This window comes from Janthinobacterium sp. HH104 (assembly GCF_001758715.1).
In the GTDB taxonomy this organism is placed as follows: Bacteria; Pseudomonadota; Gammaproteobacteria; order Burkholderiales; family Burkholderiaceae_D; genus Janthinobacterium; species Janthinobacterium aestuarii.
The window spans coordinates 92,891-117,498 of the sequence record NZ_LRIB01000043.1 but is presented as its reverse complement, the minus strand read 5'-3'; the positions used below and the strand labels follow the sequence as shown (position 1 = coordinate 117,498).

The 24,608-nt window shown below is 63.8% G+C and carries 21 protein-coding genes; 11 read left to right on the top strand and 10 right to left on the bottom strand.

What is annotated here, in order from left to right:
• Positions 1–21 precede the first annotated feature (21 nt).
• The 10 genes from JAB6_RS20340 to JAB6_RS20295 all read left to right on the top strand — a co-directional run bounded on the left by JAB6_RS20340 (position 22) and on the right by JAB6_RS20295 (position 13,541).
• Complete coding sequence (locus JAB6_RS20340; RefSeq protein ID WP_034757095.1) at positions 22–1,239, top strand: carbohydrate porin; 1,218 nt, start codon at positions 22–24, stop codon at positions 1,237–1,239.
• A 412-nt stretch (positions 1,240–1,651) separates the two neighbouring features.
• On the top strand, positions 1,652–2,662 hold the full coding sequence (locus JAB6_RS20335; protein ID WP_070304284.1) for a substrate-binding domain-containing protein: 1,011 nt from the start codon (positions 1,652–1,654) through the stop codon (positions 2,660–2,662).
• 240 nt (positions 2,663–2,902) lie between these two features.
• Positions 2,903–4,540 (top strand): alpha-amylase family glycosyl hydrolase, encoded by a 1,638-nt coding sequence (locus JAB6_RS20330; RefSeq protein WP_051991838.1) that lies wholly within the window; start codon positions 2,903–2,905, stop codon positions 4,538–4,540.
• Between the two features lie 84 nt (positions 4,541–4,624).
• Positions 4,625–5,710: an ABC transporter ATP-binding protein gene (locus tag JAB6_RS20325; protein WP_058047927.1), complete on the top strand. Its 1,086-nt coding sequence runs from the start codon at positions 4,625–4,627 to the stop codon at positions 5,708–5,710.
• A 111-nt stretch (positions 5,711–5,821) separates the two neighbouring features.
• A complete protein-coding gene (gene malE, locus JAB6_RS20320; RefSeq protein WP_051991836.1) occupies positions 5,822–7,042 on the top strand; it encodes a maltose/maltodextrin ABC transporter substrate-binding protein MalE in 1,221 nt (406 codons plus the stop codon).
• Positions 7,043–7,204: 162 nt separating this feature from the next.
• Entirely contained in the window at positions 7,205–8,716 is a 1,512-nt protein-coding gene (gene malF / locus JAB6_RS29090; RefSeq protein WP_139143462.1) for a maltose ABC transporter permease MalF, read from the top strand.
• 9 nt (positions 8,717–8,725) lie between these two features.
• Positions 8,726–9,616 (top strand): maltose ABC transporter permease MalG, encoded by an 891-nt coding sequence (gene malG / locus JAB6_RS29085; RefSeq protein ID WP_034757081.1) that lies wholly within the window; start codon positions 8,726–8,728, stop codon positions 9,614–9,616.
• 2 nt (positions 9,617–9,618) lie between these two features.
• Positions 9,619–11,253, top strand: coding sequence for an alpha-amylase family glycosyl hydrolase (locus JAB6_RS20305; RefSeq protein WP_070304283.1), 1,635 nt, complete (start codon positions 9,619–9,621; stop codon positions 11,251–11,253).
• Entirely contained in the window at positions 11,250–12,161 is a 912-nt protein-coding gene (locus tag JAB6_RS20300) for a carbohydrate kinase family protein (protein WP_070304282.1), read from the top strand. Before JAB6_RS20305 ends, JAB6_RS20300 begins: the two co-directional genes overlap by 4 nt.
• A gap of 93 nt (positions 12,162–12,254) precedes the next feature.
• A complete protein-coding gene (locus JAB6_RS20295) occupies positions 12,255–13,541 on the top strand; it encodes an O-acetylhomoserine aminocarboxypropyltransferase/cysteine synthase family protein (protein WP_070218279.1) in 1,287 nt (428 codons plus the stop codon).
• Here JAB6_RS20295 and JAB6_RS20290 read toward each other — a convergent pair.
• Positions 13,538–14,347, bottom strand: a complete 810-nt coding sequence (locus JAB6_RS20290) for an SDR family oxidoreductase (protein WP_070304406.1) — start codon at positions 14,345–14,347, stop codon at positions 13,538–13,540. The two genes, JAB6_RS20295 and JAB6_RS20290, sit on opposite strands and share 4 nt — an antisense overlap.
• A gap of 165 nt (positions 14,348–14,512) precedes the next feature.
• On the opposite strand from JAB6_RS20290, the gene JAB6_RS20285 reads away from it, so the two are divergent.
• Positions 14,513–15,070, top strand: coding sequence for a TetR/AcrR family transcriptional regulator (locus JAB6_RS20285; protein WP_070304405.1), 558 nt, complete (start codon positions 14,513–14,515; stop codon positions 15,068–15,070).
• A 77-nt stretch (positions 15,071–15,147) separates the two neighbouring features.
• On the opposite strand, the gene JAB6_RS20280 is transcribed toward JAB6_RS20285, so the two are convergent.
• The 9 genes from JAB6_RS20280 to JAB6_RS20240 all read right to left on the bottom strand — a co-directional run bounded on the left by JAB6_RS20280 (position 15,148) and on the right by JAB6_RS20240 (position 24,563).
• On the bottom strand, positions 15,148–16,188 hold the full coding sequence (locus JAB6_RS20280) for an AAA family ATPase (protein ID WP_070304281.1): 1,041 nt from the start codon (positions 16,186–16,188) through the stop codon (positions 15,148–15,150).
• A complete protein-coding gene (locus JAB6_RS20275) occupies positions 16,185–17,564 on the bottom strand; it encodes an AMP-binding protein (protein ID WP_070304280.1) in 1,380 nt (459 codons plus the stop codon). The genes JAB6_RS20280 and JAB6_RS20275 overlap by 4 nt, the downstream gene beginning before the upstream one ends.
• Entirely contained in the window at positions 17,561–18,154 is a 594-nt protein-coding gene (locus JAB6_RS20270) for a hypothetical protein (protein WP_070304279.1), read from the bottom strand. Before JAB6_RS20270 ends, JAB6_RS20275 begins: the two co-directional genes overlap by 4 nt.
• A gap of 83 nt (positions 18,155–18,237) precedes the next feature.
• Entirely contained in the window at positions 18,238–20,007 is a 1,770-nt protein-coding gene (locus JAB6_RS20265; RefSeq protein WP_070304278.1) for a VWA domain-containing protein, read from the bottom strand.
• Positions 20,004–20,975, bottom strand: a complete 972-nt coding sequence (locus JAB6_RS20260; RefSeq protein WP_070304277.1) for a hypothetical protein — start codon at positions 20,973–20,975, stop codon at positions 20,004–20,006. The genes JAB6_RS20265 and JAB6_RS20260 overlap by 4 nt, the downstream gene beginning before the upstream one ends.
• A gap of 9 nt (positions 20,976–20,984) precedes the next feature.
• Positions 20,985–21,452 (bottom strand): hypothetical protein, encoded by a 468-nt coding sequence (locus tag JAB6_RS20255; protein WP_070304276.1) that lies wholly within the window; start codon positions 21,450–21,452, stop codon positions 20,985–20,987.
• Entirely contained in the window at positions 21,449–23,029 is a 1,581-nt protein-coding gene (locus tag JAB6_RS20250; RefSeq protein WP_070304275.1) for an AAA family ATPase, read from the bottom strand. The genes JAB6_RS20255 and JAB6_RS20250 overlap by 4 nt, the downstream gene beginning before the upstream one ends.
• 74 nt (positions 23,030–23,103) lie before the next feature.
• Positions 23,104–23,709: a glutathione S-transferase gene (locus JAB6_RS20245; protein WP_070304274.1), complete on the bottom strand. Its 606-nt coding sequence runs from the start codon at positions 23,707–23,709 to the stop codon at positions 23,104–23,106.
• Positions 23,706–24,563 (bottom strand): alpha/beta fold hydrolase, encoded by an 858-nt coding sequence (locus JAB6_RS20240; RefSeq protein WP_070304273.1) that lies wholly within the window; start codon positions 24,561–24,563, stop codon positions 23,706–23,708. Before JAB6_RS20240 ends, JAB6_RS20245 begins: the two co-directional genes overlap by 4 nt.
• Positions 24,564–24,608 lie beyond the last annotated feature (45 nt).

The window sequence follows — 24,608 nt, the reverse complement described above, 5'->3', positions numbered from 1 at the left end:
TATAAAAACACTGGAGACACAATGAACAAATTTTTCTTGAAAGCGTTGCCAGCGGCAGTGCTCATGGCCTTGAGCGCGTCGGCCCAGGCCGCCCTGCCGATCGACTTCGGCGGCTACATCCGTTCGGGCTTCGGCACCAGCAGCGAAGGCGGCAAGGAAGCGTGTTTCGGCCTGGCTGGCGCATCGTCCAAGTATCGTCTGGGCAATGAGTGCGAAACCTACGGCGAGCTGAAATTCGGCGGCGAAGCCTTCAAGGCAGCCAACGGCACCACTTTCCGCATCAATACCCTGGTGGCGTTTTCCGTCAATCAGAACCAGGACTGGGAGCAATCGGACCCGGCGTGGCGTGAAATGAACGTGGTCGCCGACAAGATCGGCACGGGCGCCTTCGCCGAAGCGCGCGCCTGGGTCGGCAAGCGCTACTATGACCGCCAGGACGTGCACATCACCGATTACTACTTCTGGAATAACAGCGGCCCGGGCGCCGGCCTGGAAAACATCGACCTGGGCGCCGCCAAGCTGGCCTACGCCATCGTGCGCACGGCCGACGATGGCGACAGCAATCGCATGGGCCTGTCGCACGACTTGCGCTTCTCCGGCATCAAGGTCAACCCCGATGGCGAACTGACCCTGGGCTTGCAATTCAACCAGAAACGCAACGCGCAAGGCGCGGCCCCCATCGCCAGCGGCCACTTGCTGACCATCATGCATACGCAAGGCAATCTGCTGGGCGGCTTCAACAAGGTGGCATTGCAGTACGGCAAAGGCAGCGCCGCCAACACGGGCGGCTTCAGCCTGGGCGCCGGCAAGGATGACAAGGTCGTGCGCCTGACGGAACAGATCATGATCCAGCCCAAAGGCGCGTGGTCGGGCATGGGCACCTTCGTCTACGAAGACAAGGAAACGGCAGGCGTGAGCAGCAAATGGACATCGATCGGCGCGCGTCCCGTCTACCACTTCACGGACAACTACAGCCTGGCCGTGGAACTGGGCCACGACATCGTCAAGCCGGAAGGCGGCGAGAGCCGCAACCTGACCAAGCTGACCTTCGCGCCGCAACTGTCGGCCGGCAACAGCTTCTGGTCGCGTCCCGTGCTGCGCGCCTTCTACACCTACGCCAAATGGAACAAGGCAGCCCAGTCGGCCGCCGCCGCGGAATCGGCGCTGTCGTCGACGGGCGTGTTTGGTGGCAAGACCAACGGCAGCTCGGTCGGTTTCCAGGTCGAGTCGTGGTGGTAAGAGCTTCTGAAAAACGTCCATGGCGGCGTTGCACGGTCTTGCCGTACTAGCGTACTGTCTGCGACCGTGCGCCTTGCCCTGAACGTTTTATCAGGCGCTCTTTATTGATCAGAGGCATCCGACACTGGCTGACGCCGCAAGGCGCCAGCCAGTGGCAGCAGCACCGCCCGCTCATTCAGGGGCAGGTAGTAACCGGACCCACCATTTCGCCGCTGCACGCGATGGCCGGCAGCTTCAATGTAGTGATTCAGCAGTATCCTCTTTTAGCGCGGGCGCCCCTGGGTTTGCCCGCGTATTTTTTTGGGCGCCGCCGCCGCTTGCCATACCTCTGATCATTCCGGCATTTATCAGATAAACTACCCTGCATTGCACGGCACCGCACCGCTCCCGACCCACCCCGACTGCAGCATCCATGAACCTCAAAAATCTCGCCAAAACGCTAGGAATATCCGAAACCACCGTCAGCCGCGCCTTGAATGGCTATCCGGAAGTAAGCGAACGCACGCGCGAGCGGGTACTGGCCGCCGCGCAGGCGGCCGGCTACCGTCCCAATCCCATGGCGCGCAGCCTGGCCGTGGGGCGCACGAATATCGTCGGCATCATCTACCCGCTGATGCCGAACGACCTGGCCGACCCCATGTTCATCGACATCGTGGGCGGCATGTCGGAAGCGCTGGAAGCGCAGCAGATGGACATGATGATCGCGCCCGCTTCGGCCACCAATGAATTCCACACCTATGAACGCATGGTCAAAGGGCGCCGCATCGACGGCCTGATCGTTGGCCGTACAAAGCCGTTCGACGAGCGCATCGCCTACCTGGCGCAGCAGGGCATGCCGTTTGTCGCGCATGGCCGCACGCAGCTGAACCAGCCGCACGCCTGGTTCGATTACGACAACGAGGCGGGCATGCGCCTGGCCGTCGAGCGCCTGGCGCAGCTGGGCCACCAGCGCATCGGCCTGATCAGCGCAACGCCGGACTTGAACTTCGTGCGCCAGCGCGTCGAGAGTTTCCAGCACGCCATGCAGGCGGGCGGCCTGGCCGTCGACCCGGACAACCTGGTCGACAACGCCCACGACCGCCGCGCCGGCTACCAGGCCATGCAGCGCCTGCTGGCCCGCTCGCCCCGCCCTACCGCCGTTATCGTCGATAACCACATGTCGGGCGTGGGCGCCGTGCGCGCCCTGCTCGACGCGGGCATCAGCATCGGCCGCGAGATGTCGCTGATCGTCTGGGGCGTGATGGAAGATTCCCTGGCCGGCCACAACGTCACTACCATCGTCCAGCCCGACCCGCGCGGCGCAGGAGCAAAAATGATCAACATGCTGCTGGCCCTGATGGACGGCACGCCCGTCACCGATTTGCAGGAACTGTGGCCGTGCGAACTGCTGCCGGGCGAGTCGGCGGGCCCCGTGCCGAACTAGGCGTTTTCCGCCGCCCCTGCACCGCTGGCCGCCTGGCCGGCGGCGCCACCTTGTTGTGCTGAATCACCCTCATAAAAAAATCGTATGTCTGGAGCGTGTATCGCTTTACTTTTCAAAGCGCTTTGAACTATACTCATTTCATACCCAAAGCGCTTTGAATTTTAAAATAAGACGTTCGCCTACCAACCAGCAGCGCCGCCCTGATAGCCACGGCTACAGGCAACTTTTAAGAAATCATTCATGCCGACCATCCAGAACAATCTTGCCCACCTGCCCGCCGACTGGTGGCGCAGCGCCGTCATCTACCAGGTCTATCCACGCAGCTTCCTCGACAGCAATGGCGACGGCATCGGCGACTTGCCCGGCATTACTTCCAAGCTCGACTACATCGCCGCCCTGGGCGCCGACATCGTGTGGATCTCGCCCTTCTTCACGTCGCCGATGAAAGACTTCGGCTATGACGTGGCCGATTTCTGCGACGTCGACCCGATGTTTGGTACTTTGGCCGACTTCGACCGCCTCGTGGCACGCGCCCATGAACTGGGCTTGAAAGTGATGATCGACCAAGTGCTGTCGCACTCGTCCGACAACCATCCGTGGTTCGTGGAAAGCCGCTCGAGCCGCGACAATCCCAAGGCCGACTGGTATGTGTGGGCCGACCAGAAGCCGGACGGCACGGCGCCGAACAACTGGCTGTCCGTGTTCGGCGGTTCCGCGTGGCAATGGGAGCCGCGCCGCGGCCAGTATTACCTGCATGATTTCCTCGTCAGCCAGCCCGACCTGAACTTCCACAATCCGGCCGTACAGCAGGCCCAGCTGGACAACCTGCGCTTCTGGCTCGAGCGCGGCGTCGACGGCTTCCGCTTCGATTCCTGCAACTTCCCGTATCACGATCAATTGCTGCGCGATAATCCGCCAGCCGCGCAGCGCGACGCGAGCAGCGTGTCGGCCATCAACCCGTACGGCATGCAAGCGCACGTGTACGACAAGACGCAGCCGGAAAACATCGCCTACCTGCAGCGCGTGCGCGCCGTGCTCGATGAATACAAGGCCGTTTCCATCGGCGAAGTGGGCGACGACAATGCGCTGGCCACCATGGCTGCCTATACGGGCGCCGACAAGCTGCACATGGCCTACAGTTTCAACTTGCTGACGGCGGAGTTTTCGGCCGCGCACATCCGCAAGCAAGTGGAAGAATTCGAAGCGCAAGTGGCCGACGGCTGGGCTTCCTGGTCCGTGGGCAACCACGACAGCGTGCGCGTCATGACGCGCTGGGGCGGCGAGAACCCATCGCCCTCGCTGGCCAAGGTCGTGCTGGCCGTGCAGGCGGCGCTGAAAGGCACGCCGTGCCTGTACCAGGGCGACGAGCTGGCCCTGACGGAAGCGGACATTCCTTTCGAAGCGCTGCAAGACCCGTACGGCATCCCGTTCTGGCCCCAGTTCAAGGGCCGCGACGGCTGCCGCACGCCGATGCCATGGGTGGCCGAAGCGCCGCATGGCGGCTTCAGCACCACCACGCCGTGGTTGCCCGTGCCGCCGGAACACCTGGCGCGCGCCGCTGACGTGGAAGAACACGATAGCGGCTCGGCGCTGCGCTTTGCGCAGAACATCCTCGCCTGGCGCCGCACCCTGCCGCAATTGCTGCGCGGCGATATCGTCTTCTTCGATGCACCGGAACCTGTGCTGGCCCTGCGCCGCGACTTGCCCGGCCAACCGTCCGTGCTGGCTGCCTTCAACCTGGGCACCGAGGCCGTCACCTTCACTTGGCCGGACGCGGCGGCAGCGGCCGATCTTGCCGGTCACGGCTTGCCAGGTAGTAAAGATAACCAACAGCTCAGCCTGCCCCCGCATGGCGGCTGGTTCGGCACCCTGGCGTAAATCGCAGGCTTTGGCGGCCATGCCGCCAATTACAATAACGAGCCCCGCGCATCAGCGAGGACGGATTGACATAGTGAGGAAGACATGGCTGGACTGAAGTTAACAGGCCTGAAGAAGGCATATGGCGACGTGCAAACCCTGCACGGCATCGACCTGGAGATCGCCGATGGCGAATTCATGGTCTTCGTGGGCCCGTCGGGTTGCGGAAAATCCACCTTGCTGCGCAGCATCTGCGGCCTGGAAGAAATCAGCGGCGGCGACTTGTTCATCGGCAAGACGCGCATGAACGACGTGCCGCCCGCCAAGCGCGGCATCGCCATGGTGTTCCAGAGCTACGCCCTGTACCCGCACATGAGCGTGGCGCAGAACATGGCCTTCGGTCTCAAACTGGCCGGCATGAGCAAGGTGCAGATCGCCGACGCCGTGCAGCGCGCCGCGCAGATCCTGCGCATCGAACCTTTGCTCGAGCGCAAACCAAAAGACTTGTCGGGCGGCCAGCGCCAGCGCGTGGCCATCGGCCGCGCCATCGTGCGCAAGCCTGACGTCTTCCTGTTTGACGAACCGCTGTCCAATCTCGACGCATCGCTGCGCGTGCAGATGCGCATCGAACTGGCGAATTTGCACCGCGAATTGCGCTCGACCATGATTTACGTCACGCATGACCAGGTCGAAGCGATGACCCTGGCCGACCGCATCGTCGTGCTCAACGCGGGCCGCATCGAACAGGTGGGCGCACCGCTCGAGCTGTACCACCACCCCGCCAACCTGTTCGTGGCTGGCTTCCTCGGTTCGCCCCGCATGAATTTCCTCAAGGGCAAGATCCACAGCTATGCCGACGGCGTGGCCACCATCGCCACCAACGCGGGCGGCATGCTGCAAGCCGTCTTGACGCAGCCATTGGCCAGCGGCACCCCCGTCACCGTCGGCGCGCGTCCCGAACACGTGCAGGCTTGCGCACCCGGCGCCACGGCCGCCATCACGGCCACCGTGCAGGCCGTGGAGAAACTGGGCGACATCAGCTATCTGTACGTGCACGTAGCAGGCGGCGACGAGCCGCTGGTGGTGCGCGCCGATGCGGAAACGGACTGGGCCATTGGCCAATCCGTGGCGCTGCAGGTGGCGCCGGCCCGCGTCCACGTGTTCGACGAGCACGGCCAGACCCGTACCTGACACCCCGGCTTTAAGGGGCCAGGCGCTACAGGCGCCGCCTGGCCTGGTTGTATCGTTTCAGCCTTGATACTCAACATAAACTTAGCATAAAAAAAGACACTGGAGATTGACATGTCCTTCACGCATCCGAAACGCAGCTTCATCAAAACCACCCTGATCGCCGCCGCCCTGGCCGGCATCGGCAACCTGGCCGCCGTCAGCATGGCGAACGCGGCCGAAGCAGGCACCCTGCTGATCTGGATCAATGGCGACAAAGGCTACAAGGGCCTGGCCAAGGTCGGCGAAGAATTCACCAAGAAGACGGGCATCAAGGTCGTCGTCGAGCATCCGGAAGATGCGCCGAACAAATTCCAGCAAGCGGCCGCCGCCGGCAAGGGTCCGGACATCTGGATCTGGCCGCATGACCGCATCGGCACCTGGATCGACGCCGGCTTGCTGCAACCATTGACGCCAAGCAAAGAAGCGCGCGCCGCCATCCTGCCGCTGGCCTGGAACGCCTTTACGGTGAGCGGCAAGACCTGGGGCTATCCGATCTCCATCGAAGCCGTCGCCCTCGTCTACAACAAGGACCTGGTGCCAACGCCGCCAAAAACCTTCGAGGAAATCGCCGCACTGGACAAGAAATTGTCCGCGCAAGGCAAGAAAGCCATCTTGTGGGATTACACGAATACCTATTTCACGTGGCCATTGCTGGGCGCGGGCGGCGGCTTCCCGTTTGAAGTCAAGTCCGACGGCCGCTACGATGCAGCCAAGACGGGCGTGAACAATGCCGGCTCGCAGGCGGGCGTGAATGCACTGATGACCCTGATCAACAGCGGCGCCATGCCGAAGGGTGCCGGCTACGCCGAGATGGAAGCGGGCTTCAACCAGGGCAAGATCGCCATGATGATCAACGGCCCATGGTCGTGGGACAATGCGCGCAAGTCGAAGATCAATTTCGGCGTGGCAACGATCCCTACCGTCGCAGGCAAGACGGCCACGCCATTCGTGGGCGTGCTGGGCGCGATGATTTCCAAGGCCAGCCCGAACAAAGATTTGGCGACAGAATTCCTGGAAAACCAGATGCTGCAGCTCAATGGCCTGAAAACCATCAACGCCGACGTCCCGCTGGGCACGCCAGCCAACAAGGTGCTGTTCGCGGAACTGAAAGCCAATCCGAACATCCAGGCAACGATGGAAAGCGCGCAAGCTGGCCGCCCGATGCCGAACAACCCGGAAATGGGCCGCTTCTGGTCGTCGATGCAATCGGCGCTGGAAAACATCACGCAAGGCCGCCAGACGACCAAGGATGGCCTGGATGCGGCGGCGAAGCGGATTACGACGGCGAATTAATCAATGTCGCGCTGCATCACGTAACTTCGCGTAGGTCGGATTAGCGCTTGCGCGTAATCCGACATGTGCAGCCAACAATGTTGTCGGATTACGGCCCTTTGGGCCTAATCCGACCTACACCACAACGCCTTCATCCAGCATCCATCTTCACAGGTATCCATCGTGCGCAAGTTTATCGGCCCTACGGTATTGACCATCAGCATGGCGCTGGGTCTGTATCTGCTCTTCATGTTGTACATTTCCGGCCAGACCATGCTGGCCGCCGTTTTCCTCGGCTTGCTGACCCTGACGACGTTTGTCTTCACGTCGCCGCGTGCCTATGCCTACCGTTACCTGTTTCCCGGCATCACGGCGGTCATCGTCTTCGTGCTGCTGCCGATGGTGTACACGGTGTCGATCGGCTTTACCAATTTCAGTTCGCGCAACCTGCTCACCTATGAACGGGCCACGCAATATTTGCTCGACGAAACGCAGCGGGTGGAAAGCGCCGGCTATGCGATGACCGTGCATGCCGACAACAAGGAATACCGCTTGCGCCTGGAAAGCCCGGACACGGGCGAAGTGCTCTTGACGCAGCCGCTGGCCCTGAAGCGCGCCGTGCCCCTGAACGTGGAAGTGGCGCCGATCGATCCCGTGCAGGCGCCCGTGCTGGCCGCGCCTCTGGGCATCAAGGACATCATCGCCCTGCAAAAGGATTTGAAGCTGCTCACCCTCGTGCTGCCGAACAAGATCGAGCTGCGCATGGTGGGCTTGCGCGAATTCGGTCCCGTCGCGCACGTCTACAAGCAACTGCCCGACAAGACCCTGAAGAAGATCGCCACGGGCGAACTGGTGACGTCAAATTTCAAGACGGGCTTTTATGAAATGCCGGACGGCACGAAACTGGAACCGGGCTTCAAGGTGAACGTGGGCTTCGCCAACTTCGTCAAGATTTTCTCCGATGAAGCGTTCCGCGGCCCCTTCCTGCGCATTTTTGTGTGGACCATCGTTTTCGCCCTGATCAGCGTGGCCACGACGACGGGCCTGGGCATGGTGCTGGCAGTGCTCCTGAACTGGGATGCGCTGCGCTTCCGCGGCCTGTACCGCACCCTGCTGTTCCTGCCGTACGCCGTGCCGGGTTTCATTTCCATCCTCGTCTTCAAGGGCTTGTTCAATAACAACTTTGGCGAGATCAACCTCGTGCTCGACGCCCTGTTCGGCATCAAGCCCGCCTGGTTCTCGGACACCACCCTGGCCAAGGCCATGATTTTGATCGTCAACACCTGGCTCGGCTACCCCTACATGATGGTGGTGTGCATGGGCCTGATCAAGGCGATTCCATCGGATCTGTATGAAGCCTCGGCCCTGGCCGGCGCGGGACCGCTGACGAATTTCTTCAAGATCACGTTACCGCTGATCATCAAGCCGCTCACGCCGCTGATGGTGGCCAGCCTCGGTTTCAACTTCAATAATTTCGTGCTGATCAGCTTGCTGACGGGCGGGCGCCCCGATTTCCTCGACACCACCTTGCCAGCCGGCACGACGGACTTGCTCGTGTCCTACACCTACCGCATCGCGTTCGAGGATTCCGGCCAGAACTTTGGCCTGGCTGCCGCCATCTCGACCCTGATCTTCTTCCTCGTGGCCGCGATTTCGCTGGTCAACATGCGCCTGACGCGCATGAACAAAGCATAAAGGACAGCCATGGCTATCGTTGTCGACCGTTCCAACCGCTGGCGCATCCTGGCGGCCCACGTCGCCGTGATCGCGCTGATCGCGCTGGTGATGTTCCCCTTCCTGATGATCTTGTCGATCTCCCTGCGGCCCGGCAATTTCGCCTCGGGCAGCTTGATCCCGCCCGAGATCAGCTTCGAGCACTGGCGTTTGGCGCTGGGCATGTCCTACCAGGCGCCCAACGGTGCCCTCGTCGAACCGGATTTCCCTGTGCTGCTATGGCTGTGGAATTCCATCAAGGTGGCCAGCATGAGCGCCACCGTCACCGTGCTGCTGTCGACCACTTGCGCGTATGCGTTCGCGCGCATGCAGTTCCGCTTCAAGTCGCAGACGCTGTCCGCGCTGATGCTGCTGCAGATGTTCCCCGCCGTGCTGGCCCTGGTGGCCATCTACGCCATCTTCGACGTGCTGGGCAGCTACGTGCCATGGCTGGGCATCGACCACCATGGCAGCCTGGTGCTGGCCTACACGGGCGGCATCGCCCTGCATATCTGGACCATCAAGGGCTACTATCAAACCATCCCCATCGAGATCGAGGAAGCGGCCAAGGTCGACGGCGCCACGCAATGGCAAGCGTTCGTCTACGTGCTGCTGCCGATGACGGTGCCCATCCTGATGGTGGTGTTCCTGCTGTCGTTCATCGGCGCCATCATCGAGTACCCGATCGCTTCCGTGCTGCTGCATGAACAGAACAACCTGACCCTGGCCGTCGGCTCCAAGCTGTTCCTGTACGAGCAAAAATACCTGTGGGGCGACTTCGCCGCGGCAGCCATCTTGTCCGGCCTGCCCATCACGGCCGTGTTCCTGCTGGCGCAAAAATGGATGATCTCCGGCCTCACGGCTGGCGGCGTGAAGGGCTGACCATGCGGCGCACCCTGACTACGCTGGCCGCCCTGCTGTTGTGCGCTTCGGCGCAGGCAGGGAGCTTTGCCGAGAATCCGATTGTCTACTTCGCCGTGACAGACCGTTTCGCCAACGGCAATCCCGGCAACGACCACAGTTATGGCCGCGCCGCCGACCCGCAAGGCGGCGACGTCGGCAGCTTCCACGGCGGCGACATCGCCGGCATCACGCAGCAGCTGAAGGCCGGCTATTTCAGGGAACTGGGCGTCAACGCGCTGTGGATCACGGCGCCGTACGAGCAGATACACGGCTGGGTGGTGGGCGGCAAGCAGCAATTCCAGCATTACGCCTACCACGGCTACTGGGCGCTCGACTACACGACGATGGACGCCAACATGGGCACGCGCGAGGAATTGCGCGAAATGATCAATACGGCCCATGCGCAAGGCATCCGCGTGCTGTTCGACGTGGTGCTGAACCATCCCGGCTATGCGGACCTGCGCACCCTGGCGCAGTACAAGGTGCCCGTGCTGTGGCCCGGTCATGAGAAAGCCGTGCTGCGCGACTATCACAGCTTCATCGACTACAACAACTTCGAATTCAAGCAATGGTGGGGTCCGGACTGGGTGCGCGCGGGCTTGCCCGGCTACCCGGACGGCGGCAAAGATGATTTCACGATGCAGCTGGCCTACCTGCCCGACTTCCGCACGGAAAGCGGCAAGGCCGTGGGCTTGCCTCCCATCCTGCAACGTAAAAGCGACACACGCGCCGTGGCCCTGCCCGACACCACCGTGCGCGGCTACCTTGTCCACTGGCTGGCCGACTGGGTGCGCGAATTCGGCGTCGACGGTTTCAGGGCCGACACCGTCAAGCACGTGGAGCCGGCCAGCTGGCTGGCCCTGCGCGCGGCGGCCACCGATGCCCTGGCCGACTGGAAGGCGCGCCACCCGCAGCAGAAAATCGACGACGCACCATTCTGGATGACGGGCGAAGCGTGGGGCCATGGCCCCGAGCGCAGCAGCTGGCATGACGCGGGATTCGACTCGATGATCAATTTCGATTTCCAGAATCGCGCGGGCGGCGACTGGAAAAGCATCGATGGCGTGTACCGCCAGTACGCGGGCTTGCTGAACAAAGCCTCGGGTCCCCGCTACGACATCCTGTCGTATATCTCGTCGCACGACACCAGCCTGTTCCCACGCGACCGGCTGAAACATGGCTTGTCCGTCCTGCTGCTGGCGCCGGGCGGCGTGCAGCTGTTCTACGGCGATGAAAGCGCGCGCCAGCCTGGCACGGCGCCTGTCGGCGACGAACAGCAGGCGACACGCTCCGACATGAACTGGAAGACGCTCGATGCGGCCACCCTGGCCCATGCACGCAAGCTGGGCCAGTTCCGGCTGCGCCACCCTGCCCTGGCACGCGGCGAACACCGGTTCATCAACGACAAGCCGTATGCGTTCGCCCGCGTGATGCAGGATGACGCCATCATCGCCGTGCCCGAGGCGCAAGGCGCGCTCGAACTCAAAGTACACGGCGTGTTCGCCGATGGCGCCCATCTGCGCGACGCCTACACGAATCAAACCTATTTGGTAAAAAATGGCACCGTCGCCGTGAACGCGGCCGGCACCGTCCTGTTAGAAAAGGCAGCACCATGAGCAGCTATGACATCTTAGTGGTCGGCGGCGCCGGCATCGATACCATCGTGCGCGTCCCCGACCTGCAATTGCCCGTGGCCGACTCGCTGCACGTGCCGCCCATCCGCGACTACGTGGCGCACACGGGCAATGGCGTGGCGCTCGGTTGCCACGCGCTGGGCTTGCGCTGCAAGTTCATCGACTTCATCGGCGACGATGCGCAAGGCGCGGCCATCCTCCGGCGCTACAAGGAAGCCAAACTCGATTTCTCGCACATCGTCGAACCTTCGGGCACGCGGCGCAGCGTCAACCTGGTCGATCCGCAAGGACGCCGGCTGTCGCTGTATGACGGGCGCCATCCGGAAGACGTGCGCATGCCTGCCGCCTTCTATCTGCCCTATCTGGGACCGGCGCGCCACGCGCACTTTTCCATCATGGGCTGGGTGGCCGAGCTGTTTGACGATGCGCAGGTATGCGGCACGACGGTATCGACCGACCTGCACGACTGGGATGGCGTCAACCCGCACCACAAAGTCTTTGCGCTGCGCGCCGACCTGGTCTTTCTCAGCACGGCGGCGCTGGGCGAGCGCCGGGACGACGTCATGCACGCGATTATTTCGGAAGGCCGCGCGCAAGCCGTCATCGCCATGGCGGGCGCGGATGGGGCCTACCTGCTGGAACGGAACGGCGCGTCCGTGCGCCACTATCCGACGGCGGGCTTGACGCTGCCCGTGGTGGACACGAATGGCGCCGGCGACTCGTTTGTCGCCGCCTTTTTGCATGCCTGGCTCGATGGTGCAGGCATCGACGCCGCCATGCGCCGCGGCGCCATCGGCGGCGCGTTTGCCTGCGCCCAGCATGGCACGCATGAACGTTTCATCGGACCGGCGGAGCTGCATGACTTATATCAAGACCGCACTAGCTTATGACTTAATATTCTATCAAGCGTAGCAACGCGCTAATGGTCGCATGGCACAATGGCTGCGGATTTCACCACACAGATTATTGAAACCGGAGACCACATGAGAATCGAAACCCTGGCCGTGCACGCTGGCTACACCCCCGACCCGACCACCAAGGCGGCCGCCGTCCCCATTTACCAGACGGTGGCCTACGCCTTCGACAATGCCCAGCATGGCGCCGACCTGTTCGACCTCAAGGTGGCAGGCAATATCTATACGCGCATCATGAACCCCACGCAGGACGTGCTGGAAAAACGGGTCGCCGCGCTGGAAGGCGGCGTGGCCGCGCTGGCCGTGGCGTCGGGCATGGCGGCCATCACCTATGCGATCCAGACGATTGCCGAAGCGGGCGACAATTTCATCTCCGCCAGCCAGCTGTATGGCGGCACCTACAACCTGTTTGCCCACACCCTGCCGCAGATCGGCATCGAAGTGCGCTTCGCCGACGCGCGCCAGCCGGAGACCTTCGCCGCCCTGATCGATGCGCGCACCAAGGCCATCTTCTGCGAATCGATCGGCAACCCGCTGGGCAATGTCACCGATGTAGCGAAACTGGCCGAAATCGCGCACGCGCACGGCATCCCGCTGATCGTCGATAACACGGTGCCCAGCCCCTATCTGTTCCGCCCCATCGAGCATGGCGCCGACATCGTCGTCCATTCGCTGACAAAATACCTGGGCGGCCACGGCACCACCGTGGGCGGCGCCATCGTCGACAGCGGCAAATTCCCGTGGGCCGAGCACAAGGAACGCTTCAAGCGCCTGAACGAGCCGGACGTGTCGTATCACGGCGTCGTCTACACGGAAGCGTTCGGCCCCGCCGCCTTCATCGGCCGCGCGCGCGTCGTCCCGCTGCGCAACATGGGTGCCGCGATTTCGCCCTTGAGCGCGTTCCAGCTGATCCAGGGCATCGAGACCTTGGCCCTGCGCATGGACCGCATCTGCGACAACACCTTGGCCCTGGCCAAACACCTGAAACAGCATCCGAAGGTCGCGTGGGTCAATTACGCGGGCCTGGAAGACCACCCGGACCACGCGCTGGTGAAAAAATACATGCACGGCCGCGCCTCGGGCATCTTGTCCTTCGGCCTGAAACTGGCGGCTGGCGAGGATCCGCGCGCGGCAGGCGCCCGCGTGCTCGACGCCCTGCAGCTGTTCACGCGCCTGGTCAATATCGGCGACGCCAAGTCGCTGGCCACGCATCCGGCGTCCACCACGCACCGCCAGCTCAACCCCGAGGAACTGGCCAAGGCGGGCGTGTCCGAAGACATGCTGCGCCTGTCCGTGGGCATCGAGCATATCGACGACTTGCGCGAAGACCTGGAGCAGGCGCTCAACGCCGCTTAATCGCTGGCTTTGACGCCATAGCGCGATGCCGGCTTGCCGCGCATCGCGCCCGCGAACAGGGCCAGGCGGGCCGCGTCAAAACGCTCCCACAAGACCTGGTCTTCCACCGAAGGCAAGGTCACCAGCTCGCCCTGGTCCAGCCCCGCCAGCGCCGCATCGACGCAATCTTCCGCGCGCATGATGGTCGCCTGGTCCAGCTGTGCCAGCGGCACGCCGCTCAATTCCCAGATTTCCGTCGCCGTCGACGCGGGCAGCACCAGCTGCACCGTGATGCCCGTGCCGGCCAGTTCCTGCTGCAAGCCCCGCGTGAAATTCATCACATAGCCCTTGGTGGCGCTGTAGATCGTGCTGACGGGCAGGATGTGGAAGGACAGCACGGAGCCGATGTTGATGACGGTGCCCCGGTTGCGCTGCTTGAATTGCGGCAGCACGGCGTACGTCAGTTGCGCCAGCGCCGCCACGTTGACCTGGTCCATCGCTGCAATGCCCTCGCGTGGCGAGTCCACCACGGCGCCCAGGGTCGAGACACCCGCATTATTCACCAGCATGGTGATGGCAGGGTTGCCGGCCAGTTCTTCGGCCACGCGCTGCAGGTCGGCCGGTGCGGCCAGATCGGCCGCCATGGCGCGCACGGCCACGCCATATTTTTCCGCCAGCGAGGCAGCCAGGGTGCCCAGGCGCTCGACCCGGCGCGCCACGAGGATCAAATCGAAGCCGCGCGCGGCCAGACGGTCCGCATACACGGCGCCCAGGCCGGACGAGGCGCCGGTGATGAGGGCCGTGCCTTGGGTAGTAACTGCATTCATGATCATTCCTTCTTCAGTATGGGGTGGGTTGAGGCCATCAAACATGATAGCCATCATGCTTCAACACATTAAATATGACGGTCATCATGTTTAATGTGTTGAAGCATGACGAACATCATGTATGATGTCAACCATTATTTTTTGAATTGCGATCAGGAGCTTGCCATGCGTTATCCCGCCGAAGAAACCGCCGAAAAGCACCAGCGCATCCTGACGCAGGCGGCGCGGCTATTCCGTGAAAAGGGTTACGACGGCGTCAGCGTGGGGCAGATCATGCAGGCGACGGGACTCACGCACGGCCCCTTCTACAACCATTTCGCCTCGAAGGAAGCGCTGATGGCGGAAAGCACCCTGCACGGTTCGGAACACTCGCGCGTGACGCTCGATGCGGCGACCATCAGCCCGGAAACGATGCGCCAGTACGTGCGCGATTACGTGAGCGCGGCCCACCGCGACGCACCGGGCGAAGGCTGTCTGCTGGCGGCGCTGGCCGGCGACGCGCGCAAGCAGCCTGCCGTGCGCCCTGCCTTCACCTTCCACCTGAAAGCCATCATCGGTAAGCTGGCCACGCATTTCCCGTGGCAGAAAAAGCGCAACGCGCGCCAGGACGCCATCGTCATGCTGTCGGCCATGGTGGGCGCCGTGGCGCTGGCGCGCGCCGTCGACGATGAAGCATTTTCCGATGAAATCCTGAAAGCCGTGAACACAGCTTTTACGACGTAGGTCGGATTAGCGCGCGAGCGCGTAATCCGACAACATTGTTGACGCATGTGGTGATGTCGGATTACAGCCCTTCGGGCCTAATCCGACCTACGTGCGAGCAACTGGGCGACTTGTCCGACCCTGTCTGCGACCGTGCCTGACACATTGACATAGACAATGCCCCGCCGCGCCAGCTCGTCCTGGTACCACGCGTGCTGGCGCGCGCGGAAATCCTCGTCGCGGCGCGTGCCGTCCTGGATGAAGGGAAAGTCGGGCGCGCACAGCAGCACCAGGTCGTAGCCGTGTTCGGCCAGCTGCGCCAGTTCCTGTTCGGCCTTGCCGAACATCTCGACGCAGTAGAAATACGTCGTCATGGGCGAGGTATCGCAAAACAGCCAGCGCCGCGCGGCCAACACCGCCTGCGCTTCGCGGCGCAGCTGCTCGCGGCCGATCTTGAGCAAATCATCATACGCCAACACGCCATCCTGGCTTTCCCACAATTCGCGGCCATACTCGGCCACCCAGGCCGTCTCGAAATGCGCCGCCAGCGCTTGCGCCAAGGTCGTCTTGCCGCTCGATTCGCCACCGAGCACGCACACGCGCGTGACAAAATCGGCGCGCACGATGGGCGACAGGAAGGCGCTGTGCGCATGCGGGTCTTGCCGTGCCACGGTGCCGGACACGGGCACCAACGTTCTCGCCTGGTCCACGCTCACGTGCGCCACCGGCCCGCTCGCACAGTGCCGTTCCAGTACCTGTGCAAAACCGGGGCCATAGTCTTCGCTGGTAAACACGGCATCGACGGGCCGCTCCAGCACCGTCCAGCACAGCCAGCCCATGAAGTGGCGATGCGCGTCGCCATCGTCGTCGTTGTGCGGCAATATCCGCGCAGGCACGCCGCGCGCGGCGCACAGGGCAGCCAGGCGCGCATCATCCAGCACAACGATGTGCGCCTGGGGGAACTGCGCCCGCAGCCACCGTTCCCGGCGCGTCGGCTCGCAGCCGGGAAATTCAGGTTTCGTGTAGCTGACCACCAGCAGTTCTTCGCTGGCGTCTTGCGCATGATGAATCAACAGTTCGTGGCCCTGGTGCAGCGGGCAGAATTTGCCGACCACGAGGCCGCGCTTGTAAAGGTTCATGCTGCCGCTTCCTGCAAATCCGAGGTGTATTGAATGATCTTGTCTTCCGCCAGCAAAGTCTCGACCGTGATGGCGCCGAAAAAAGGCGCGAGCAAGGCGCGCGCCCGGTCAGCCTGCGGCATGGCGCCCGGCGCCAGGCGCAGTGCGATGGCGCCGTCGCCATGCTGGTGCACGCCGAACAGGGCGATGGCCAGCGGTTTCAGGGCGTGGGTGATGTCGATATTGTTGATCCATTCGCCGTTGACCGTGCGATAGCGCAAAGGGCTGCGGCCCGCCAGCCCCACCAGCACGGGGCCGTGCGGGCCATGCGCCAGCGAAGCGTAGTCGCCCGTGCGGTAGCGCACGAGGGGCAGGCAGAAATTGAAGCCGCCCGTCACCGTGATTTCGCCGCGCGCGCCCTCCGGCACGGGCTGGCCCGCAGCATCGAGGATTTCCACGTACAGCCGGTGCTGCAGCAGTACGTGGCCGCCCGCCTGTTCGTCGTGGACGGCGACGGGCCCCACTTCATTGAGCGAATAGATATCGAGCACGGGACAACCAAAACGCGCTTCCAGGCGCGCGCGCATGCCGGGCAACAGCATCATCGACACGGACATCAGCGCGGCCGGCTTGTGCGTCATGGACAGGGTCAGCAGTTCGGCAAACGAGATGGGGTCGCCCGCGATCAACTCCGGCGCCATGGCGTCCAGGTAGCGCGCGCGGTCGTCCGGGTCGCGCCAGTCGTCCACGTGCAGGTTGATCTTCGCCAGGCCCGATTCGTTCATCGTGGGCGTGACGGAGACATAGGTGAAGCAGCGGCGCTGGTGCCCCAGCAGCATCACGCCCACCTGTCCCGCCCCATGGCGCAGGGTCACGCCGAAGCGGCGCAGCGCGCGCTTGTGGAAGGCCAGGTAGCGGCCCGCCACCAGCGGGTGCGAAGCGATCAGCAGCGGGTGGCCCGTGGTGCCCGTCGTCTGGAAGTTGATCATGCGCGCCAGGTCCGCATCGTCGGGCACGAAGGCGGCGATGTCGTGCGCCAGTTCGGCGCGGCTGATGGGCGCCACGTCCGCGAGACGCGCGGGTGGCGAGCCGCAGGCGCGGTAATGCGGCACTGTGGCGTAGACCGTCCTGAGAAAATCGGCCAGCCAGGGCGGCGGCGCATCGGCGCCCCAAGCGACTACCGCGTCCATGACTTCCTGCTCGTAGGTGCGCAGTGATTCGACCTCCGCTGCCAGCAGCTTGTTGCCGCTGCGGTTGCGGTAGACAGGGGCGCTAGGATGATTGCGCAAGTGCGCCAGCATGCGCGCGCCCGCGGGCGTCAGGGTGGGACAGTAGTCGCGGTCCGATTCCCAGGCGCCGCCAGGCAGGTTGACGTCAGGTTTGCCAGCGAGCGTCATTCGCGCGACCACTTGTCGGCCGATTCCTCGGCCGCCTTTTTCGCCAGCGCTTCGCGGATTTCGCGCGCGCGCTGCTCGGCCAGCCGGCTCGCTTCGAGCAGACGGCGGCGTTCCGTGCCGCTGATGGCGGACAATCTGTCCGTCGCCTGCGCCACGCTTTCGTCGCGGGGTCGAAAACCGAGGCGCGCCAGCACGATGCGCGCCAGTTCCTCGCGCCGCTCGGGGTCTTGCGTGAACTGGTGGGCCGGCGTGGCGGCGGCCAATTCGCGCGCCGCCTCGCCCAGCACTTGCAGCAAGGCTGGCTGCGGCAACTGCTGGCCGGTGAACCAGTCGTCGGCCAGCAGCCAGCACACGATCATGGCCAGCGCCAGCCGGTTGCGGTCCGCCTTCACCTGCGCGCCGATAAACCCCTGCAAGGACGCGGCCGGCGCACGCGCGCCATGCAGCAGCAAAATGTCGTTGACCAGCGCGGCCACGGCCACGGCTTGCGCATTGGCGACGCCGGCAATGCGGGGCTCGGCGAGGAATTCGACGGGCGTGTCGGCCAAGCGGTGGGTCAGGGTTTCGAGGTGGGGACCAGAGATATTCATGGGCCTTTTCTTAATACAGTGATGCGCAAATTTAGCCCCAAAAGCAAAGGCTGGGGTCAGACCCGGCGGGTCTGACCCCGGATTTAAACATAGTGGCGCCGGCTGAACGCCCGTGCAAAGTCCAGCAAGTCCTCGTAGCGCTCGACGGCGTGGATATCCCAGCCCTGCTCGCGGCGCGCGCGCTTTAAATCGTCATAGGTTTTCTGCAGCCACTTGTTGGCCGCCGCGCCCTCCCAGGCGCGCTCCAGGTTCAGGGCCATGGTGCCGCCCGCGCCGCCCTGCGCCAGCGCTTTCGCCGAGATATCCCAGCCGCTGTTGCCCAGTTCATCGTTGTCGAACATGGTGGTGATGCCATCGTCGGAAATCATCAAAATGTGCACGGGGCGTTCGCGTTTGGCTGCATAGGTCTGGCGCAGGCAGTGGATGGGGAAACAGGTGCCGCCGCCAAAAAACTCCGTCAGCACGCCCAGGATCATGTCTTCATCGCGCACGAAACCCGGCGTTTGCATCACTTCGTTCTTGCCGCTCCACAGGGTCACCTGCACTTTCGCGCCGGCGCGCAAGGCCGATAGCGCGATGACGGCGCCAGCCAGTGTCAAAAACGAGGTGTGTGCCTGCGGGTTCGGCATGGAACCGGAGCTGTCCACGTACATGTCGAGGTCGACGGGCACGGCGTCCATGGCGCGCGCCGGTTCGCGGCCATACACGCGGCGCACGGTGGTCACGCCGGGCACGGGGCGCGGCGACTGCATCACCGATTGCAGCCAGTCGATGTCTTCCAGAGGGTCGCCGATTTCCCACGGCTCCAGCCCTTCCATCTGCGGTTCCTGCGATTCGGGCGCGGGGCGGCTGGGGAATGAGACCAGGTGCGGCAAGGCCCGCTCGCGGTAGTAGCGGATGGCGATTTCATGGTCGCTCAGGTCTACACCCGACGCCTTTAGAATGTCGCCCAGCTCGAACGGTTCGCGCAGCTGGCCACCGCCCTGCCTGGCCGCCGGCTCGGCAGGCGACTCATCCCCATCGAGGCCCGAGATGCGCTTGTCGTGCACGGGATGGATGGCACCGTCCGCCTCGTCATCCTCGATCTGCTGCGCGCCATACGTCTGGCAGCCACGGGCCGCGTCGCGTGTGTCGAGCAGATAGCGGCTCGGACTCAAGGCATCCGTGTCTTCCACCAGGTAAGGCAGCAGTAAGGTGGCGAAGCGGCCCGCCGCCAGCATCCAGTCGTTCGCGTAGACGCGTATCAGGCGCGCGCCGAGCCAGGCGTCCGTGTCCTGCCGTTCGTCAGCCTCGCCGCCACCGAGCTCACCCTTTTCCAGCTGCCACAGGTTTTCATAGATGCGCATGTACAGGGTCCATACGCCGCCGCTGGCCTTGTCCTTGGCGTCAGCTTGCGCCGTGCGTCCCTGCTCCAGCTTGCGGTAGATATCGGCCATGCGCAGGTTCGCCTGGCGTTGCAAACGGTCGTTGATGAACAGGTCCGTGTACAGGTTGGCCACCATGGGCGCGTGCTGCTCCAAGGTGGGCAAGGCGCGGCGCATGCGCGCCAGCAGGCGGAACTGGTCGCTTGCGCTGCCCGGCGCGAGGATATGGTGGCCGATTTCATGGGCAAGCACTTCCAGCGCATAGTCGTCCAGTCCCAGCTCCGTCACCAGCGGCAAGTCCACCACGACGCTCTGATCGAGCAGCCGGATCATGGCGAAACTGCCGGACAAGCCCTGCTTGCTGGCTTCGACGCGGCTGGCGCACAGGTTCGGGTCGCGCAAGCGCGTAAATTTGCTCCACACGGCCAGGGCCTCGGGCCAGGCGGCGCGCCAGCTGTCGATCAGTACCGTGTCGGCGGTCGTCTTCATGCGAGCGGCAGCAGGCGGATCGCGTGCGTCCACGGCGACGAGATGGCCAGCGTATGCGCATTCGCGGCAAGCGCGATGTCGCCGGCAGGCAGGTCAAGCGCGATGCTGCGCGCGCCGATATGCACGGTCGTCCCATCGAGGCGCACGGACGGCGGCATGCCGGTATTGGCCTGCTCATACTCGTGTGCCGTGGCGCTGTGCAGCACGGCGCCATAGGCGTCGGCCACCAGCAGGTAATGGCGCTCGGCGCTGCGCACGATAAAACCGTCGTTTGTTGCGCGCACTTGCGGCGGCGTGCCGAAATCGCCACCGAGGCCGCTGAAGCTGCCGAACTCCCTGCCCTCGGCATTGCCGCGCCAGGGATAGTCCAGCAACTGCGCCCGCACCTGCGGCCATTGCGCACCCGGTTCGCCAAACGCGGCCAGCGCCAGCGCTGGCGGCAAGGTGTCGGCGGCGGCCAGCGCGCCCATACGGAAATGCGCAACGCCGGCGCGCCAGGCCAGCACTTGGCCCACGGCGCGCAGTTGCGCGACGCTGCCGACTTGCGGCGCCACGGCAGCCATCCCGACCTGCCATTGCGCGGGCCGCGCCCCCGCCACAGAGGCTATGTGGATGGCGGCGTTGCTGAGCATGCCCAGCACGTCGACGGGGGCCGTCGCCAGCAGCGGCGCAAACTGCGGCGCCAGTTCGCACCACACGGTATTGAGGAACGGGTTTTTCGCGGCCGGGCCGGCCAGGCCGTGGCCCACCAGTTCCAAGGCCATATCATAGGCGGCCAGGGTGACGCCGCCCACGCGCTCGGGCGCAGCGGCGGCCACAGCCAGCACCAGCGGATCGACGCCATCGTGCAAGAAGGCGCCAAAGGCGGCCATGTCGAGCGAGGGAAAGCGCCGGCGCGCTTCCGCTGCGCGCGCATTGAACTGGGCGCGGCCGCTGGCGAGTATCGAGGCAAAAGCAGGAGAAATCATCGCGGCCCGTCAGTCGCTATGCGAAAAGTGCAGCAGATAGCGTTCGCCATCGCGCTCGAACGCGATCTCGTCCCAGTGGATCGCGTACCACATTGGTGGCGCCATCGTCACGGCGTACAGGAAAAATCCACCGAGCGCGTCGTCGATCGATTCCATGAAGGAGGCCACCAGCTGCGCGCGGAAGCGCCCCGGTGGCGCCGCCTGCATGTGCCGCGACGAGAAAAACCAGCGCTGGCACACCTGCTCCAGCTGCGCGCGCCCGCACGGCACCGTATGGATATGCCACAGGGCGGCCGGCAAGTCGCGCGCGGGGGCGATGACGTGCAAGGCATAATCTTCCACGCGCAAACCCAGCGCCGTGGCGAGATCGGGCGCATCGGGCAGGCGCTGCAACTCGTAGCTGGCGCACAGGTCGCTCGCTTCGCCATTGAGCAGGGCCAGCGCTTCCAGGAAGCCTTGACAACGCAGGACGCTCATTGCGAACGCAGCCAGCTGCGGTAGTTGGTATAGCGCTGGTGCAGGTACTTGAGTTTCAACAGGTCGTCGTACAAAGGACCATACAGTTTTCTCCCCTTCGTGCGTTCGGCGATCAGCTTTTCGATGCGGTTCAAACGCGCCAGGGTTTCGCGTTCGCTGACGCCGTCGAGGCCAAGGTCGAATTCGGCCGACAGCATGCCGACAGGATCGTCGCGGTCCAGGTCCAGGCGGTTGAATTCATCGTTCGACAGATCGAATAAACGGCGCAGCCAGCCCAGCCTGTCGCTGCGGTAGGCGGCGTTTTCCGGCAGCGCGAAGAATGGCGCGTCCGGGTCCGGCTGCAGCTTGTTATGCAGGACGAATGGCAGCACCTGGCGCAAGTCTTCCAGCTCCACTTCGCCATTGCCGCGGAAATAAGCCATGGCCTTGGCGTAGATCATGAGCGCCATCAGGGTGCGCACGGAGATGCCGTTCAGGGTCTGGCAGCCGAGATCCTTCAAACGGTCGCGCCCATTGTCGGCCGCCTGCGCCTGGCCCCGGTCGGCGCCGGCCAGGCGGGCCGTGTCCTTGGTCATGTATTCGAACTGGCCGCCGGCCGTCTCGAACAGCTCGAACTGGCTGGCAAAAAATTCCAGGCGACGGCGCACGGCGTCGGGGATACCCACCTGGCGGATCGCCTCCCCGATCTGGTCCACTTCGCCTTCCGTGAAGATGATATCGGGCGGCACCAGCTCTTCGGGACGCACGTTTTCTTCCACGCGCAGCAGCAGTTCATTTAAAAAGCGGGGATTGAAGGCCAGCGCCTGCACCGTCACGTCGACCCGGTCGCGCAGCGCCTCGATCACCTGGTAGGTGCCGCCGCCCTGGTCGTCGTTGGCCGTCAGGTACCAGGCCGCTTCCGGGCATTCGTAAATGTGGTTCAGCACTTCCGCGTAATTGTCGCCCATGACGGTGAGCAGCGCGCTTTGCGTGCGCGTGGGGATGCGGTTGTATTCATCGACGATTTTCACGCGCATGCCCAGCCAGGCGCGCCAGGCGATGCGAATATCGTCCATGCTTTGCGCGTTGACCAAATCGGCCGGCAGCGGATTGCCGAGCAAATCGGCCACCGTCATCTGCGGGTGGCCATGCTGCATGGCGCGTTTCACTTCCTTGACGGTGGAGCCGGCCAGCACGCCCATCAACAAGGCGCTGGCCGTCTTGCCCCGTCCCGGCCCGCCGACGAACAGGCATTTGCGGCGCGTGGCGAACGTCAGCAGCGGCAGCAGGATAAAACTCGAATAGCTTTGCGCCGACGGCAGATTCAGGGTGCGGCGGCTGTCGCCCACGGAATACGTCTGCGACGGGCCATCGTTGTACTCGATGTCGTAATGGGGACTGATGATGGCGTGGTTGACGATCCAGAAGTAGGCCTGGCGCAGCTTTTCATCGAAAGGCCGCGCCTGCGCCTCGCCTTCCGCTCCCAGCGCGATGGGTCCCTGGTACAGGTCGGCCACGTCGAACTGCCGCGCAACGGGCGCGGACTTGGGTTTGGTGGGGGCCTGGGACAGGCGCTGGAACAGATTAAAAGACGGCATGGCAATACTCTTCCGTTAAGGAAATGAAATTATTGCACAAGCCGCCTGCAAGCACCGGTTCGGATGAAAGCAGATTAGCCCGCCATCGGCGTAGCCAGAAACACCGGCTGCCGCTCGGCCAGCGCCGTCAGCGCGGCCACGGCCGGATAGTCGCCGGCCGCCATCACGTCGGGCACCATCTGCTGAGCAAAACTCCAGGCCACCGCAATGGTGATGCCGGCCATACTCAGGCAGTCCGGCGCCTCTTCGCGCAGTGACGCTTCCAGCTGCCGCCAGGCCCCATGCAACTGCAGCTGGACGCGGTCCAGCCAGGGCTGGTGCTGTTTTTCCTGCGGGCGCAAGCGCCGCTCATAGACGATCTGCACGGCTTTGTCGCAGGCTGCCAAAGCATAGCTGGTCTGGCACAGCGCGCGCAGGCGTGCAGGCTCCGGCTCAGGCCTGATGCGGGGAGCATGCGCGGCCAATTCCTCCAGATATGCGAGGATCAGGGTCGAGTCCATCAGCACCTGGCCGTCGCCGGTGACCAAGGTCGGTACTTTGACGGCAGGATTGATCGCTTGTACCTGGTCGAAATCGGAAAACACCGACAAGGGCCGGTGTTCATGTTCCAGACCCAGCACTTTCATGCCAATGGCAACGCGCCTGACGTAAGGCGAATCGAGCATTCCGATCAATATCATGGCCCCCTCCTCTCCATCTGATGAATAAACGTGATCACTTGTGCCGCGACGGCCGCTGGCGCATCTTCCATCAGGAAGTGCCCGGCCTCGTCAAACAGGTGCAAGGTGGCGCCGGGAATATCGCGCTGCAGGCGATGGCCATACGCGACCGGCTGCCACTCGTCCTGCCGGCCCCATAAGACCTGTACCGGCAAGGTCAATTGCGGCAGTTTTTCGGCAAAGTCCATCGTATGGCAGGCGTTATAGTGCGCCACCTGGTGCTGGTAGAACGAGGGCTGCCCCACCACGCCGCACAGCGGCTCCAGGTAACACCGCAGAAGCTCGCCCTGCATCGTGTCCTTGTGAAAAACGGCCATGCCCAGCTGGCGCGCCATCGTGGCGCGATGCTCGCTGGCCGGCGTCAAAGCATACCGGGCGAAGTCATCGCGCAGATGCTTCCAGGTAGGCGATGGCCAGGAATCGTAGCTGGGCGCGTCGGCGATGCTCAAGCTGCGCAGGCGCGCCGCATGGTCGAACGCCAGGCGCAGCGCAATGGCGCCGCCGATATCGTGGCCGAACAAGTGGGTGGTCGGCAGTTGCCAGTGGTCGAGCAAGGCCGCCAGCACGGTCACCTGCGCCGCTACCGAGGTATCGGCTTCGACGGGGCGCTCGGATCGTCCGAAGCCCAGCAAATCATACAGGTGCACGTGGAAACCGGCATCGACGAACAGCGGCACCAGTGCGCGCCAGATAATGCTGTGCGCCGGCGTGCCATGCACCAGCACCAGCGGCGTGCCTGCGCCATGGATGCCGGTGGCGATACGCTGGCCGTGGATCAGGGCGTGGCCATTCAACAGCGGTTCTTGACTCCTCATCAGATGTCCTTTTGTTTGCAGAACCTGCAGGCTAAGGCTAGACTG